The 15048-nt window shown below is 71.2% G+C and carries 9 protein-coding genes and 1 pseudogene; 4 read left to right on the top strand and 6 right to left on the bottom strand.

Going from position 1 to position 15048, the window contains the following annotated elements; translation table 11 throughout:
- Positions 1–33: 33 nt before the first annotated feature.
- On the bottom strand, positions 34–1845 hold the full coding sequence (locus OVA30_RS13265) for a serine hydrolase (RefSeq protein ID WP_268175699.1): 1812 nt from the start codon (positions 1843–1845) through the stop codon (positions 34–36).
- A 496-nt stretch (positions 1846–2341) separates the two neighbouring features.
- Here OVA30_RS13265 and OVA30_RS25995 point away from each other — a divergent pair.
- A pseudogene (locus tag OVA30_RS25995) lies at positions 2342–2845 on the top strand (hypothetical protein); the annotation flags it as partial.
- 329 nt (positions 2846–3174) lie between these two features.
- The gene (locus tag OVA30_RS13250; RefSeq protein ID WP_056498387.1) at positions 3175–4341 is read left to right on the top strand and encodes a multidrug effflux MFS transporter; all 1167 of its coding nucleotides are present in this window, start codon (positions 3175–3177) and stop codon (positions 4339–4341) included.
- 145 nt (positions 4342–4486) lie between these two features.
- Here OVA30_RS13250 and OVA30_RS13245 read toward each other — a convergent pair whose 3' ends face one another.
- Complete coding sequence (locus tag OVA30_RS13245; RefSeq protein WP_012254669.1) at positions 4487–5227, bottom strand: 3-oxoacyl-ACP reductase family protein; 741 nt, start codon at positions 5225–5227, stop codon at positions 4487–4489.
- 81 nt (positions 5228–5308) lie between these two features.
- Between OVA30_RS13245 and OVA30_RS13240 the strand changes: the two genes are divergently transcribed.
- A complete protein-coding gene (locus OVA30_RS13240) occupies positions 5309–5965 on the top strand; it encodes a TetR/AcrR family transcriptional regulator (protein ID WP_268175696.1) in 657 nt (218 codons plus the stop codon).
- Positions 5966–5978: 13 nt separating this feature from the next.
- Here OVA30_RS13240 and OVA30_RS13235 read toward each other — a convergent pair whose 3' ends face one another.
- From OVA30_RS13235 to OVA30_RS13225, 3 genes are read right to left on the bottom strand one after another with little or no spacing between them, the layout of a single operon-like run.
- The gene (locus OVA30_RS13235) at positions 5979–6881 is read right to left on the bottom strand and encodes a transglutaminase family protein (RefSeq protein ID WP_268175695.1); all 903 of its coding nucleotides are present in this window, start codon (positions 6879–6881) and stop codon (positions 5979–5981) included.
- Positions 6878–9418, bottom strand: coding sequence for a circularly permuted type 2 ATP-grasp protein (locus tag OVA30_RS13230; RefSeq protein ID WP_268175694.1), 2541 nt, complete (start codon positions 9416–9418; stop codon positions 6878–6880). Before OVA30_RS13230 ends, OVA30_RS13235 begins: the two co-directional genes overlap by 4 nt.
- Positions 9415–12765: a transglutaminase family protein gene (locus OVA30_RS13225; RefSeq protein WP_268175693.1), complete on the bottom strand. Its 3351-nt coding sequence runs from the start codon at positions 12763–12765 to the stop codon at positions 9415–9417. The genes OVA30_RS13230 and OVA30_RS13225 overlap by 4 nt, the downstream gene beginning before the upstream one ends.
- A 180-nt stretch (positions 12766–12945) precedes the next feature.
- Between OVA30_RS13225 and OVA30_RS13220 the strand changes: the two genes are divergently transcribed.
- Entirely contained in the window at positions 12946–14106 is a 1161-nt protein-coding gene (locus OVA30_RS13220) for a zinc-binding metallopeptidase family protein (RefSeq protein WP_012254664.1), read from the top strand.
- A gap of 115 nt (positions 14107–14221) precedes the next feature.
- Here OVA30_RS13220 and OVA30_RS13215 read toward each other — a convergent pair whose 3' ends face one another.
- A complete protein-coding gene (locus tag OVA30_RS13215) occupies positions 14222–14911 on the bottom strand; it encodes a DUF2147 domain-containing protein (protein ID WP_268175692.1) in 690 nt (229 codons plus the stop codon).
- Between the last annotated feature and the right edge of the window lie 137 nt (positions 14912–15048).

Genomic DNA, 15048 nt, shown 5'->3' with positions numbered 1-15048 from the left:
TTTTTGCCTGCCGCCGGGGCGGCTGCGGCTCCATCAGTTAGACCCTTTCAGGCCCCCTGGCGACCCCGCCCTTTGTCCAAGGAGCGGGGGCGTGGCGCCCTCGTCGGGCAATCGGGGCGCGTCGGTCTCGAGGCCGTTCCGGTGCAGGATCAGGCCGGTGACGCGGCCGGTCTCGTCGGCGGTGAAGCGGATCTGCGCATCATTCGCGCGCAGGAAGAAGGCGCGTTCGCCCTCGGGGACGAGTTCGTTGCGCGGCTGCCGTGTGGTTTGCGCGAAGATCCGCCCGTCCTCGACGGTCACCGCGATCTCGGAGCCCGGTCCCAGGGCGTAGCGGCCGGCGAGCGCCGCCAGACCGGAGCGGTCGATGGCGACTTCGCGATGCGCCTGCGGTGGCTCGGCGAGCACGGCCCGCGCCTCCTCGGCGGTGACACGCGGCCCGGTCCGGTCGCGGCCGTCGCGATGAAGGATCGCCCCGGTGGGCGTGCCGTCGGGCTCCGTCTCGAAGGTCAGGCGCATGTCGGCGACGGGGCTGACGAAGGTGCGGTCGCTCTCGGGCACGAAGGGGAAGGCGGGCTCCCGCATCCCCGGTCCTTCCGCCCGCGCCGTCAGGCCCCGGCCCTCGCGGGCGACGGTGAGGAAGGCGCGGGGGCCGAGGCGGTAGGTGCCGGGGTAGCGGTCGAGGATCACGTCCTCCAGCACGATCTCTTCGGGCGCCGCGTAATGGCCGAGATGGAGGGCGGCGAGGTCGCGGGCGATCTTCTGGGCCGGCGCGGTCTCGGTGTTCGAGAGCACGATCACCGTGAGCCGGTCGTCGGGATAGACGTCGTTGATCGAGAGGAAGCCGGGGATCGACCCGGCATGGCCGAAGACGCGGTGGCCGCTCGTCTTGTCGCCGGGTTTCCCAAAGGCGCGGGAGATGAACCAGCCGAGGCCGTAGCCGGTGCCGCGATCGTCGAACATCGCCGCGCGCGAGGCCTCGGAGAGCAGGCGCGGGCCGGCGAGCGCCTCGTCCCAGGCGAGCAGGTCGTCGACCGTGGAATAGAGCGCGCCCGCGGCATAGGCTGAACTCGCCGCCATCGGCACCGCGTTGCGCCACTGCGCCCGCCCCCGCCGGTAGCCGGCGGCCCGCCGCGGCAGGATCGCGGTGAGGTCGTCGTAGCCGGTCTCTTTCAGCCCCAGCGGCGCGAGGATGTTGTCGCGCAGGTACCCTTCGTAGGAGAGGCCCGAGGCGGCCTCGATCACCATCCCGAGCAGCACGTAATTGGTGTTGCTGTACTCGAAGCGTGTCCCCGGCGGGAACAGCAGTGGGTCGCCCGCCGTCAGCGCCACGATCTGCGCGGGCGTGTGATCGACCCGCGCGATCTGGTCGTAATAGTTCGGCAGCGCCGTGAAGTTGATGATGCCGGAGCGGTGTTGGAGCAGGTGACGCAGGCTCACCCCCGCCCAGGCTTCCGGCACGGACGGAACCCAGCGGCGGACGGGATCGTCGAGCCCGAGCCGGCCGGCCTCGGCGAGCTTCAGCACGGCCGCCGCGGTGAAGGCCTTGGTCAGCGAGCCGATGCGGAAATGGGTCTGCGGCGTGTTGGGGACCTCCCACTCTCGGTCGGCGAGGCCGTAGGCCTGGCGGAAGACCGGCCGCCCGTTCCGGGCCACGAGGATGACGCCGGAGAACAGGCCCGCCTCGACGTAAGGGGCGACGAGCCCCTGCGCGCGCGTCGTGTCATCGTCTTGGGCGCGCACCGGGCTCAGGGCCACCAGCGCGATCGCGACGGCGAGCCAGGCTGCGCGGACGGGCTGCGGGCGACGCGGGCTCACGGGGGCACGGCTCAAGAGGGCACGGCTCACGGGCTGCGGTTCTCCTTCTGGTCGGCGGCTCGACTGCGAACTTGGCAGCCAGCTTGGCCGCGAAACAGAGGCCGGCTTTGCGGCTGCGGCGTGGCGAATGCGGTCGCGCACGGAGCGGGCCGCTCCCGGATGCCATCACGCTTTCGCCGCGACCCGCTGCGACAAGCCCCCGGCGCGGGCGGAAGCCGTCGCGCTTGCGGGGTTTTCCTCGGCGCCGCCGACACGACACCAGAGGCAGACGATCATGACGATCCTATCGCGCAGCCTGTTCGCCGCTTCCGTCTCCGCCCTCCTCGCCGGAACCGCCCTGGTTCCGGGCAGCGCGCTCGCCCAAGTCCCTGCCCAAGTCCCTGCCCAAGTCCCTGCCCAAGTCCCTGCCCAAGTCCCTGCCCAAGTCCCTGCCCAAGTCCCTGCCCAAGTCCCTGCCCAAGTCCCTGCCCAAGTCCCTGCCCAAGTCCCTGCCCAAGTCCCTGCCCAAGTCCCTGCCCAAGTCCCTGCCCAAGTCCCTGCCCAAGTCCCTGCCCAGGCTACAGCGCCGGAGCCTGGCAAGGCGATCGCGCTGACGCAAGGACAGATCGACGGCCTCCTCGTCGCCCAGCCCGAACTCGCGGCGCTGCCCGGCGCCGCGCCCGACAAGCCCGATCCGAAGGCCGAGGCGCAGGCTCAAGCCGAAGCCGAGGCGATCGTGAAGCGGAACGGCTTTGCCAGCCTCGAAGAGTTTCAGGATGCCAGCGACACCGTCGATGCGGTGCTCGGCGGCATCGATCCCGAGACGAAGAGCTATGTCGGCGCAACGCCGTTGCTGAAGAAGCAACTGGCGGCGCTCCAGGCCGACAAGGCGATGCCCGCCCAGGAGAAGGCCGAAGCGGTCAAGGAGATCGAGGCGGCGCTCGCGGCGGGCGAGCCCGAGAAGCCGTCGCCGGCCAACATCACCCTCGTGACCCGGAACTACGCCCGGCTCAGTGCGGCAATGGCCGAGGGCGACGGGAAGCCGAAATAGGCGCCGCGTCGCAGACAACCCTCCTCCCCGTATGGGGGAGGGATAGCGCCGGCTTCCCCCGCGTTACGACACGCCAACCCCTTGTCCCGCTGCGCCCGGTCCCAAGCCGGATGCTGCCCCTGAGAGCATCCGCGACCGTGATATCCTCCCCTCGGCCCACCCTCGGAAGCCCGGCCTCCGAGGCCCCGCCGGGCGGTTCGCCGGGAGCGGCCCGGAGCATGCCTGCGGGCCCGCCGGCGAGCCCGTCCCCTTCGGGTCCATCCCCCTCGAATCCATCACCCTGGGTCGGGCCGGGCTTTGCCGAGTTCGTCGGCATCGTCGCGCTGATGATGGCGGTCACCGCCATGTCGATCGACAACCTGCTGCCGGCCTTCCCGATGATCCAGGAGCGGTTCGGGGTTGCCGACCCCAACAGCCTGCAGCTCCTCGTCTACGTCTACATGATCGGCTTCGGGGTGGCGCAGATCGTCTACGGGCCGGTCTCGGACGCGCTCGGGCGGCGGCCGACCCTGCTGATCAGCCTCGGCATTTACACCGCGGGCTGCATCCTCTCGATGCTGGCGCCGAGCTATGAGTGGCTGCTCGCCTCCCGCGTCATCCAGGGCATGGGTGCGGCGGGCGGCCGGGTGCTCGCCACCGCGATCGTGCGCGACCGCTTCTCGGGGCGCGAGATGGCGAGCGTGATGTCGCTCATCATGATGGTGTTCCTGATCGTGCCGATGCTCGGGCCGGCGATCGGCGCGACCATGCTGCTGCTCGGCTCGTGGATCTGGGTGTTCGTGTCGATGCTGGCGCTGGGCGGCATCCTCACGCTGTGGTTCGCCCTGCGCATGCCGGAGACGCTGCATCCCGAGTACCGCCGCCCGCTCTCGCTGCGGGCCACGGGGCAGGCGCTCGCCACGGTGCTGCGCAACCGCGCGGCGATCGGCTACGCCACGGCGCTCGGCCTGCTGACAGGCTGCATCATGGGCTATGTCGGCTCGGCCCAGCAGGTGTTCGACACCGGGCTCTATCATCTCGGCGGCCTGTTCCCCGTCGCCTTCGGCGTGGTGGCCGGCGCCATGGGCGCGGCGACGCTGATCAATTCCCGCGTCGTGCGCTGGCTCGGGATGCGGACCCTGTCGCATGCGGGCGTGACCGCCTTCACGGCGGTCGGCCTCGTGCAGGTCGGCATCGGCCTGCACTATCAGGGGCATCCGCCGCTGGTGCTGTTCCTCTCGGTGCTGGCGCTCAATCAGTTCCTGATCAGCTTCGCCCTGCCGAACTTCAACGCGCTGGCGCTGCAGCCGCTCGGGGCGATCGCCGGCACGGCCTCGTCGTTCCTCGGCTTCTACACCACGATCCTGGGCGCCTTCTGCGGCTTCGTCATCGGGCACGCCTTCGACGGCACGGTGATGCCGGTGGCCTACGGCTACGCCCTGCTCGGCGCGCTGGCCCTGCTCACCGTGGCCTGGACCGAGCGCGGGCGGCTCTACCGGGCCGGCGTCTCCGGCTGATACGGTTTCCGCTTGATCAAAGCGGGAACCGTATCGGTCAGCCCGCGCGGCACTTGAGCGAAGCCCAAATCCGCCATCCCGAAGGGATCAACCGGATTTGGTATGAGATCGGCGGCCCGGAGCGCGTCCGGGCCGCAGGCACCGGTCAGGCGTTGGCGCCGCCATCGACCGTGAGGGTGGTGCCCGTGATCTGCCGCGCCGCCGGGCTCGCCAGGAAGGCGACCGCGGCAGCGATGTCCTCCGGCCGGCCGTAATGGCCGAGCGCGGTCATGGCGCGCTGGAGGTCCGACTGTTCGCCGTTGGACGGATTCATGTCGGTGTCGGTCGAGCCCGGCTGCACGAGGTTCACGGTGATGCCCTGAGGCCCGAGTTCGCGGGCGAGCCCACGGGTGAACGAGAGCAGCGCGGACTTCGTCATCGAGTAGACCGTGACACCGGGAAACGGCACGCGCTCGCCGAGGCACGAACCGATGGAGATGATCCGTCCGCCCTCCCCGAGATGCGGGATCGCCGCCTGCGAGGCCAGCACCACGGAGCGAATGTTCACGGCCAGCAGCGCGTCGATATCGGCCAAAGACATCTCCGTCACCGGGCCGCCACGGGCGATGCCGGCATTGTTCACGAGGATGTCGAGCCCGCCGAGTTCCGCCGCGGCCGCATCGACCGAGCGCTTCACCGCTGCCGCATCGGCACTATCGGCCTGGATGGCGAGGCCGCGCCGGCCCTGTCCCTCAATCGCACGCACGACGTCCGCCGCTCGCTCGGCCGAGCGCTCGTAGGTGATCGCGACGTCCGCACCCCGCTCCGCCAGCGCCAGGGCGATGGCGGCGCCGATCCCGCGGGAGGCGCCGGTTACGAGGGCGCGCTTGCCTGCCAGTTCACTCATCGATTGATCTTTCTGTATCGAACGACACAGAATTGGCTACGAGCGTTGCCGATCGCGGTCAAGCGAATTATAGAACGATCGATGCAGAATTCTGAACCCGGCCCTTCCCCGCTGAGCTGCGGCCCAACGCGTGGCCGCGGCCGGCCGCGTGCCTTCGACCGGGACGCGGCGCTGACCCAGGCAATGCATCTGTTCTGGCGCAAGGGCTTTGCGGCCACCTCCATCTCCGACCTGACCGCGGCAATGGGGATCGGCTCGCCGAGCCTCTACGCGGCGTTCGGCTCGAAGGAGGGGCTCTACACGGAGGCCCTGCGCCACTACCGCGAGCGATACGGGGCGCATGTCTGGGGCAACTTCGATGCGGCCCCGACCGCGCGCGCGGCCGTCGAATCCCTGCTGATGGACACGGCCGCCGCCCTGACGCAGGTCTGCGCGCCCGAGGCGCCGCGCGGCTGCATGGTGACGCTCTCGGCCGTCGGCGGCGAGGGCCATGCGGAGCTCGGCGCCTGCGTGCGGGCCGCGCGCGCCCTCGGATTCGAGCGCGTCGTGGCGCGGCTCAGCCGCGCGGCGGCGGAGGGCGAATTCGGTGCCGCGGTCGATCTCCCCGCCCTCGCCCGCTTCGTCATGACTGTGCAGGGTGGGATGTCGCTTCAGGCCCGCGACGGCGCGAGCCGAGCCGAGCTGGAGGCGGTCGCCCGTCTGACGATGGCGGGATGGGACGCCAGGGTCGCCGGTTGATCGCGCGCGGCCCTCAGGCCGCCTCGTCCTCGGGGATCACATCGACCTCGACGGTGAGCTTCTGCTCCCCGGCGGAGGCGACCATGCCATCGATGGGGGCGACGTCGGCGTAATCGCGTCCACGCGCCACGACGATGTGGTCGTCGCGCACGACGCAGGCATTGGTCGGGTCGAGGCCGATCCAGCCACCTTCCCCCGCGCCCGTCTCGGGCCCGCACCAGAGGGCGACCCAGGCGTGGCTGGCATCCGCCCCGCGCAGGCGCGGGCGCCCCGCCGGCGGCCGGGTGCGCAGGTAGCCGCTGACATAGGCCGCCGGCAGGCCGAGCCCGCGCAGACCGGCGATCATGACATGGGTGAAGTCCTGGCACACGCCCGCCCTCAGGGCGAAGGCTTCCGCCAGCGGCGTCGAGACTGTGGTCGCCTTGGCGTCGAAACGGAAGTCGTCGCGGATGCGCTGCATCAGCTCGACCGCGCCGCCATAGGCGCTGCGCCCCGGCGGGAAGCTGGCGCGGGCATAGTCCGTCACCGCCGGTTCGAGCGGCACCCGCTGGCTGCGGAACTGGAAATGCGCCGGCCCGTCCGGCCCGAGCGAGGGCAGCGCCAAGGCCGCCGCACACACGGCCTCCCAGGGCAGGCCCGACTCGGGCGGCGGCGGAGCCGGACGCTCCACGGCGACGCGGGAGACCGCCTCGACCGTGAATTCGCGGTGGGGCTCGTCGAGGGTCAGGGTCAGCGTGTCGAGACCGAAGAAGTCGCGCCGCGCGAGACGGCTGGTCGGCGTGGGTGTGACGTGAAGCGCGCTCTCCAGCACCCGCTGCCCCTCGCCGTCGCGAGGGCGAAGGCGCAGGTTGCAGCGCGCGAAGCGGACGGCCCGCGCATAGCGGTAGGTCGTCAGGTGACGCAGGCTGTAGATCAAGCGAGACCCGTGAGCTTCTCGGGCCGCAGGGCATCGGGGCCGTTGGGGAAATAGCGGCCGGCGATCCCGTCGGCGAGGCCTTCCAGGTCCGCCTCGAACCGCTCCAGGGTCTCGGCGTCGAGCGCGGCGGCCTCCGCCGTCTGGAGCGTGACCGCCAGCGCCAGCGCCCGGCGGCGGTGTGGCTCGGGCAGCCCGTCGGCGGCGAGCGCCGGCAGGGCGTCGAGATGGGCCACCATCGCCTGGAGCTGGTAGGCGACGGAACGGGGATTGTTGGGATCGAGCACCGCCATGTCGCAGACCGCGTCGCGGCTCACGCCCACGAGGTAGCGCGCCCCGTAGGCGATCTGCGAATCGGCGAGCGAGAGCATCACGCCGAGATCCTCGGCACCGGCGTCCGGGCTGCAGAAGCGGAGCGCGAAGCCGCAGGTGTTGATCGCCCGCTCGACGCGCCGGCCCATATCGGCGAAGCGCCAGCCGGCGGCGTGGCCCATATTCTCGTGGATCAGGCCGGTGAGCGCGGCGAGATGGCCGAGCGCCCGCTCGGCCTTGCCGAAGAGCTGCGCCTCGGTCGGCGCCCAGGCTTCCGTATAGGCCAGGGTGTCGCGCAAATCGGCCAGAGCCCGCCAGGATTCGGCCGGCAGCCGCTCGCGCAGGGAGGCGGCGATGCGCCGGGCCTCCAGCACATGGGCGAGGCCCGAGCCGTGAAGCGTCTTGCCGGAGAGCGCCTCCCCGGCCACGGCCGCGGGCGGGAGATCGACCGCGCTCACCGCGCCCCAATCCTTGAGCAGCGCGCGGATGGCGAGCGCCGTCGGCGCGCCCTCCTCGCCGGAGGCGTCGGCGGCGATCGCCTCGCTGAACACGCCGAGATGGGCCTGGACGAGGCGGATCACCGCTTCCGCGCGCTCGAGGTAGCGCCCGAACCAGAACAGGTTGTCGGCGGCCCGTGACGGCAGATGGCCGGCGATGCGGCGGATGCGCGGCGCGCTCGTGTGCACCAGGCCCGGGGTGTCGACGGGCGTGTCGGACAGGACCCAGACGTCGGCGGAGCGGATGCCGGCGCGCATCTCGCTCGGGTCGCCACCCTCGTGCTCGGCGACGCGGCAGAAGGCGCTCGGCAGCACGCGCCATCCGTCGGGCGTGGCGGCGGCGAAGACGCGCATGACGAAGGGACGTGCGACGAGCCGCCCGTCCTGCCACGCGGGCATGGTCGAGAGCGGCGTGGGCTCCTGCGCCACCCAGTCGAACGGCCGCTCGCGCAGGGACGCGACGGCGCGGGCGCGGGCGGCGTCGAGCGCCGGGCCGGCCAGCATCGCGTCGCGCTCCGGGCCGCGCACCGGGGTCGCGGCGGCGCGCAGCGTCAGACGGTCGAGGTTGGCCAGCGCGTGGTCGAGCCCGTCCGGATCGCCGCACCACCATGTGCGAGGCCCCGTGAGCCGCAATTCCTCGCCGGTGAGCCGCCGGGCGATGGCCGGCAGGTACGGCCCGAGCGCGGCCGACTCGAGCACGCCGGAGCCCGGCATGTTGCCGACTACGGCGCCGCCCCGACGTAGCACCTGGAGGATGCCGGGCACGCCGAGGCGCGAATCCGAGCGCAGCTCCATCGGATCGAGATAGTCGGCATCGATCCGGCGCCAGACCGCGTCGGTGCGCTTGAGCCCGGCGATGGTCCGGACATGGAGGAGTCCGTCCCGCACCACGAGGTCGTCGCCCTCCACCAGCAGGAAGCCGAGATAGCGCGCGAGCGCGGCCTGCTCGACATAGGTGCTGCTGTAGGGCCCCGAGGTGAGAAGGCAGATGCGCGGGTCGCTGCGGGCGCAGGAGGCGGCCAATCCGGCGCGGAACGCCTGGAAGAAGCCGGGCAGGCGCTCGACATGGAGGTCGGCGAACAGGTCCGGGAAGGCGCGGGCGAGCACCATCCGGTTCTCCAGCGCGTAGCCGAGGCCGGAGGGCGCCTGGGTGCGGTCGGCCAGAACCTGCCAGCGCCCGTCGGGGCCGCGGCCGACATCGGCGGCGTAGATCGGCAGCCAGCGCCCGCCGGGCGGGGCGATGCCGTGGACGGGCCGGAGATATTCGGGATGCCCCGCGACCACGCCCGCCGGCAGAAACCCGTCCGCGACGAGCCGGCCCGCGCCGTAGATGTCGGCGACGATGCGCTCCATCAGGCCGGCGCGCTGGACGATCCCGGCCGACAATTCCGCCCAGTCGGTGGCGTCGATGACGAGCGGCAGCGAGCCCAGCGGCCAGGGATGCTCGCGCCCGTCGCCGTAGACCCGGTAGGAGATGCCCGCGTCGCGGATATGCCGCTCGGCGGAGAGGAAGCGGGCGGCGACCTCGCGGTCGTCGAGCCGGGCGAGACGCTCGAGAAAGCGCGGCCAGCCGCCGCGCAGGTTGCCCCCCGCATCGACCAGCTCGTCGGCGAGGCCGGGGCGGGGCGCGTAGCCCTCCGTCCAGCGGCGCATGCGCGCGGCCGGGTCGTCGGCCGCCCAGGCGGAGGCGTCGGGCGGTGGCCCGTCCGCGAGGGCGGCCGATGCGCTCATCGGGGTGCGGGCGTACGCAGGTCGAGGGTCAGGGGGAAGTCACCCGTGCGCTCCTCGGCCGGCATCGCGAGGCGGCCGGGGGTGTGGCCCATGGCCTCGAACCGGGCGAGGCGGCGCCCCTCCGCCTCGTAGGCGTTGACGGGGAAGCTGTCGTAGTTGCGCCCGCCCGGATGGCTGACATGGTAGCGGCAGCCGCCGATCGAGCGGCCACTCCAGGCATCGAAGATGTCGAAGGTCAGCGGCCCGTGCGGCGGGATCGTCGGGTGCATCGAGGAGGCCGGCTGCCACGCCTTGAAGCGCAGGCCCGCGACCGCCTCGCCGCTGGCGCCGGTCGGCGTCATCGGCAGGCGGCGGCCATTGCAGGCGATCACATGCCGGCCGGGGACGAAGCCCTCGACCTTCACCTGAAGCCGTTCGACGGATGCGTCCACGAAGCGCACGGTTCCCCCGGCGGACCCTTCTTCGCCCAGCACGTGCCACGGCTCCAGTGCTTGGCGCAGTTCGAGGCCGACGCCGCCCTGCTCCACCCGGCCGAAGACGGGAAAGCGGAACTCGGCTTGCGCCGCGAAGGCCTGAGGGTCGAAGTCGTAGCCGCCGCCGCGCAGGTCTTCCAGCACGGAGAGGAAGTCCGCCCAGAGGAAATGCGGCAGCATGAAGCGATCGTGCAGGGCCGTGCCCCAGCGGACACAGCCGCCGGTCTGCGGCTCGCGCCAGAGCCACGCCACGATGGCCCGCAACAGCACCTGCTGCGCGAGGCTCATGCGCGCGTCCGGCGGCATCTCGAAGGAGCGGAATTCGAGCAGGCCGAGGCGGCCTGTGGCGCCGTCGGGCGAGAACAGCTTGTCGATGCAGATCTCGGCGCGATGGGTGTTGCCGGTGACGTCGGCGAGGATGTTGCGGAACAGCCGGTCCACCAGCCAGTGCGGGATGTTGGCCCCATCCGGCTCCGGCACCTGCGCCAGCGCGATCTCCAATTCGTAGAGCCCGTCATGGCGCGCCTCGTCCATGCGCGGCGCCTGGCTCGTCGGGCCGACATAGAGCCCGGCGAACAGGTAGGACAGGCATGGATGCCGCTGCCAGAACAGCACGAGGCTCTTCAAGAGGTCCGGCCGGCGCAGGAACGGCGAGTCGGACGGGGTGGCACCGCCGAGCACGACGTGGTTGCCCCCGCCGGTGCCGGTGTGGCGCCCGTCGATCATGAACTTCTCGGCGCCCAGGCGCGTCTGCCGGGCCTCCTCGTAGAGGCCACGGGTGATGTCGACCGCCTCGCGCCAGGAGGCGGCGGGGTGGACGTTGACCTCGATCACGCCGGGATCGGGCGTGACCTTGATGACCGGGAGACGCGGATCGTAGGGCGGCTCGTAGCCCTCGATATGGATCGGCTGGCCGATGGTCTCGGCGACGCGTTCGAGATGTCCGACGAGGTCGATGTAGTCGTCGGCCCGCTCCACGGGCGGCATGAACACGCAGAGCACACCGTCGCGGGGCTCGACCGACAGCGCAGTCCGCACGGCCACGCCCTCCATGCCGGCGCCGTTGGCCCGGTCGGCGCCCTTCGGCAGGGGAGCGTCGCGGGGGCCGCCCGGTTCGACGGGCAGGTCGCCGCGCGCGTCGAGCGGATCCTGCGGATGGTAGTAGGGGTAGGAATCCGGCGGCACATAGGGCAGCGAGCCGAGCGGCAGGCGGAAGCCGAGCGGCGAGTCGCCGGGGTTCAGGTAGGCGCCGCCGCGGCGGAACTTCCAAGTCTCCGAGATCCAGACACGGCCCTCCCCCGCCGCGAGGTTGGCCAGCGGCAGCACGTAGCCGACGGGCTTGTCGAGGCCGCGCCCGAACACGCGCCTGAACCGGGCATCGGTCTCCGGGCTGCCGGTTTGCGGTTCCGCGGTCGTGACGTTGACCGGCAGCTCGCTCTCGCGGATCCGCCAGTAATCGGCGTCCTCGTAGGCCGGGAAGACGAAGCGGGCGAGTTCGAGCCGCTCGGCGAGCGTGCCGATCAGTCGCTCGGCATCCGTGATGGTGGCGGTCTTCGGACCATCCTCGACGGCGATCAGGTCGGCGTTCTTCCAGATCGGCACGCCGTCCTTGCGCCAGTATAGGGCGAAGGCCCAGCGCGGCAGGCTCTCGCCGGGATACCACTTGCCCTGGCCATAATGCAGTATGCCGCCGGGCGCGAAGCGGTCCCGCAGGCGGCGGATCAGTTGGTCGGCCAAGCCCCGCTTGGTCGGCCCCACGGCGGCGACGTTCCATTCGGGGGATTCGAAGTCATCCACCGAGACGAAGGTCGGCTCGCCGCCCATGGTCAGGCGCACGTCCTGCTCGGCGAGATCCGCGTCGATGCGCTCGCCGAGCGCGTCCATCGAGGTCCAGACCTCGTCCGAGAAGGGCTTGGTGATGCGCGGCGCCTCGGCGACGCGGCTGATCGTCATCTCGTAGGCGAACTCGACCTTGGCCGGTTCGGCGAGCCCCGAGATCGGCGCGGCGGCGTTGTAATGCGCGGTGGCCACAAGCGGGATGTGCCCCTCGCCCGTGAGCAGGCCGGAGGTGGCGTCGAAGCCGATCCAGCCGGCGCCGGGCAGGTAGACCTCGGCCCAGGCGTGCAGGTCGGTGAAGTCGGTCTTGGTGCCGGCCGGCCCGTCCACGGCGGTGGTGTCGGGCACGAGCTGGATCAGGTAGCCCGAGACGAAGCGGGCGGCAAAGCCGAGCCGGCGCAGCACCTGCACCAGCAGCCACGCGGAATCGCGGCACGAACCGCTCTGCAGGGTGAGCGTCTCGGCGGGCGTCTGCACGCCGGGCTCCATGCGCACGCCGTAATTCACCTCCGCCCGCAGCAGCGCGTTGAGTGCCACGAGGAAGGTGACCGTGTGGGTCTCCTCGGGAATGCGCGTGAGGAAGGCGTCGATCTCCGGCCCGTGCGCGTCATCGAGAACGAGGTAGGGCGCCAGCGCGACCTTCAGATCGGGCTCGTACTCGAAGGGATGGCGCTCGGCGTAGGGCTCGACGAAGAAGTCGAACGGGTTGATGACCGCGAGGTCGGCGGTGAGATCGACCTCGATGCGCAGCTCCGTGGTCTTCTCCGGGAAGACGAGCCGGGCGAGCCAGTTGCCGGCCGGATCCTGCTGCCAGTTGATGAAGTGGTTTTCCGGGCTGACCTTCAGCGCGTAGGCCGGCACCCGGGTTCGCGCATGCGGCGCCGGGCGGAGCCGGATCGTCTGCGGTCCCAGCGCGATCGGCCGGTCGTAGCGGTAATGCGTGACGTGGTGCAGGGCGGCTTGGATCGACACGGAGGCTCCGAAGGCTTCTGCGATTGTCTCGAACGAGCGGGCGGTGCGCTCGGCCGCCGGTTGCATGCCTTACTACAGTTCGGGCGGCCGGAAGGAGCAATCGGAATAGCAAGAACCGTGCAGTGGCCGTTGCCCGGCATGGAACTTCGTCCGGCTCACACCCTTGGTTGATGCGGAAGGCCGCGGGAGCGAGGCTGCGGCCCGGTTCTTGTAGGGATCCCGCGACGGCCGAAGCGGGGGCCTCCCATGAAAATCTTCCAGTGCCAAGCCTGCGACCAGCCGCTGTCGTTCGAGAGCACCGTCTGCGAGAGCTGCGAACGGCGGCTCGGCTATGTCTGCGACCGGCACGAGATCTCGGCGCTGGAGCCCAGCGGCGAAGATGGGCGCGGGCCGCTGTTCCGGGCCTACGCCCATCCCGGCCGCAAGTACCGCCTCTGCGCCAACGCGGCCCATGACGCCTGCAACTGGATGGTGCCGGAGGAATCCGACGAGGCCTTCTGCGTCGCCTGCCGCCACAACCGGATGGTGCCGGACCTGGGCGTCGGGACCAATCTCGACCGCTGGCGCCGGATCGAGGCGGCCAAGCACCGGTTGTTCTACTCGCTCCTGCGCCTCGACCTTCCGCTGGTGACGCGGGAGCAATATTCCGACGGGCTCGCCTTCGATTTTCTGGCCGAATCCGCCGGACCGCCGGTGATGACCGGCCATCTCGACGGGCTCATCACCCTGTCCATCGCCGAGGCCGACGACGTCGAGCGGGAGCGCCGCCGCAAGCTGTTCGGCGAGTATTACCGCACCCTGCTCGGCCATTTCCGCCACGAGATCGGGCATTACTTCTGGAACCTGATGGTGCGCTTCGACGCGAGCCTGCCGACCTTCCGCGCCCTGTTCGGCGACGAGAGCGCCGATTACGGGGCCGCGCTCAAGCGCCATCATGCCGAGGGGCCGCCGCCGCATTGGGAGGAATCGTTCGTCTCGTCCTACGCGACCGCCCATCCGTGGGAGGACTTCGCCGAGACCTTCGCCCACTACCTGCACATCATCGACACGCTGGAGACCGGCAGCGCCTTCGAGATCCGCCTGAAGCCGAAGCTGCGGGCCAAGGCGGAGCCGGCGGTACCGGCCACCTGCATCGATTTCGATCCGTACGAGACGCCGGACTTCGAGCGGGTGGTCGAGGCGTGGATCCCGCTCACCTACGCGGTGAACTCGCTCAGCCGCTCCATGGGGCAGCCGCCGCTCTATCCGTTCACGCTGACGCCGTCGGTGATCGCCAAGCTCGCCTTCGTGCATGAGCGGATCTACGCCGCGCGCGCGCCCGGCGGCTTCACGGAGGAGGCGAGCGCCGAGATGCTGAAGGCGGTGATCGCGGGTCTGCGCCAGCGGGTGGCGACCCCGACGACCTGAGCGGGTTTCGCGGGGGCCGAAGGCGATCCGTCATCACGCGGCATGCCGGATGGGGCTTTCGCCTCATCCGGCATGCGTGCCGCAGGGGTCGTGTGACCCGTTCCGTGTGGGCCGGTTACTGCGCCGGGGCCGGCGCCGGAGTCTTGGGTGCGGCGGGCTTCGGCGCGGACTTCGTCGCGGCGCCTGCGCTGCCGGTGGCGGCGGGCGCGTTGGCGGCCGTGCCGGGGGCGGATTTCGGAGCCCATTCGGCGTCGGCGCGGGGCCCGTTCGGGCCGTTGGTCGGGCCGGTGAGCTGGCCGGGTTGGGTGTCCGTCACCTTCTTCCAAGTCTGCGACTGGCACAGGAAGGCGATCAGGCAGCCCTTGACCGTCAGTTCCTCCGGCTCGTCCGACCAGACCGTGACGTCGTAGAACTTGCCGTCCTCGGCGTTGTAGATCTTGCCCTCGTAATGGGCATCCTCGTTCAGCTTGAGGCCGAGGATGAGCTGATGCCCGAGCGAGGCGCGGGTGCGCTTCTTCGCATCGGGGTTACGGAAATCGACCCGCGGCTTGCCCTCGTCGTTGAGCGGCGTCTTCAGCCACACCGCGTAGCCGCACAGGTTCTTCTCCTGCGGGCCGCACTTCTCGACGCGGATGCGCGCCTTGCCGTCCTGCGTCAGCCAGGTGCCGCTGGGGTCATGCTGGGGCGCCGCGGCCGAGGCGGGAGCCACCGACAGGCCGCCCAGGACGGCGAGGCCGGCGGCGAGGGCCGCGACGCGGCCGGTGCGGAGGAAAGGCGCGCGCGCACCGATCGGTCCGAAGATCATGCAAAAACATCCCCACTCGGGCGCGGCAGCGAGTGCGGGCCGCACCGTTCATCCTGACGATTGGGCCGCCCGCGCACGGACCGTTGCCCCTTCGCCGCAGCCATCGAATCGGAAGGTGACCGGATCATGACCGCCGC

It is taken from the genome of Methylorubrum sp. SL192 (genome assembly GCF_026672325.1).
In the GTDB taxonomy this organism is placed as follows: domain Bacteria; phylum Pseudomonadota; class Alphaproteobacteria; order Rhizobiales; family Beijerinckiaceae; genus Methylobacterium; species Methylobacterium extorquens.
This window is presented reverse-complemented; position numbering and strand designations above follow the sequence as displayed.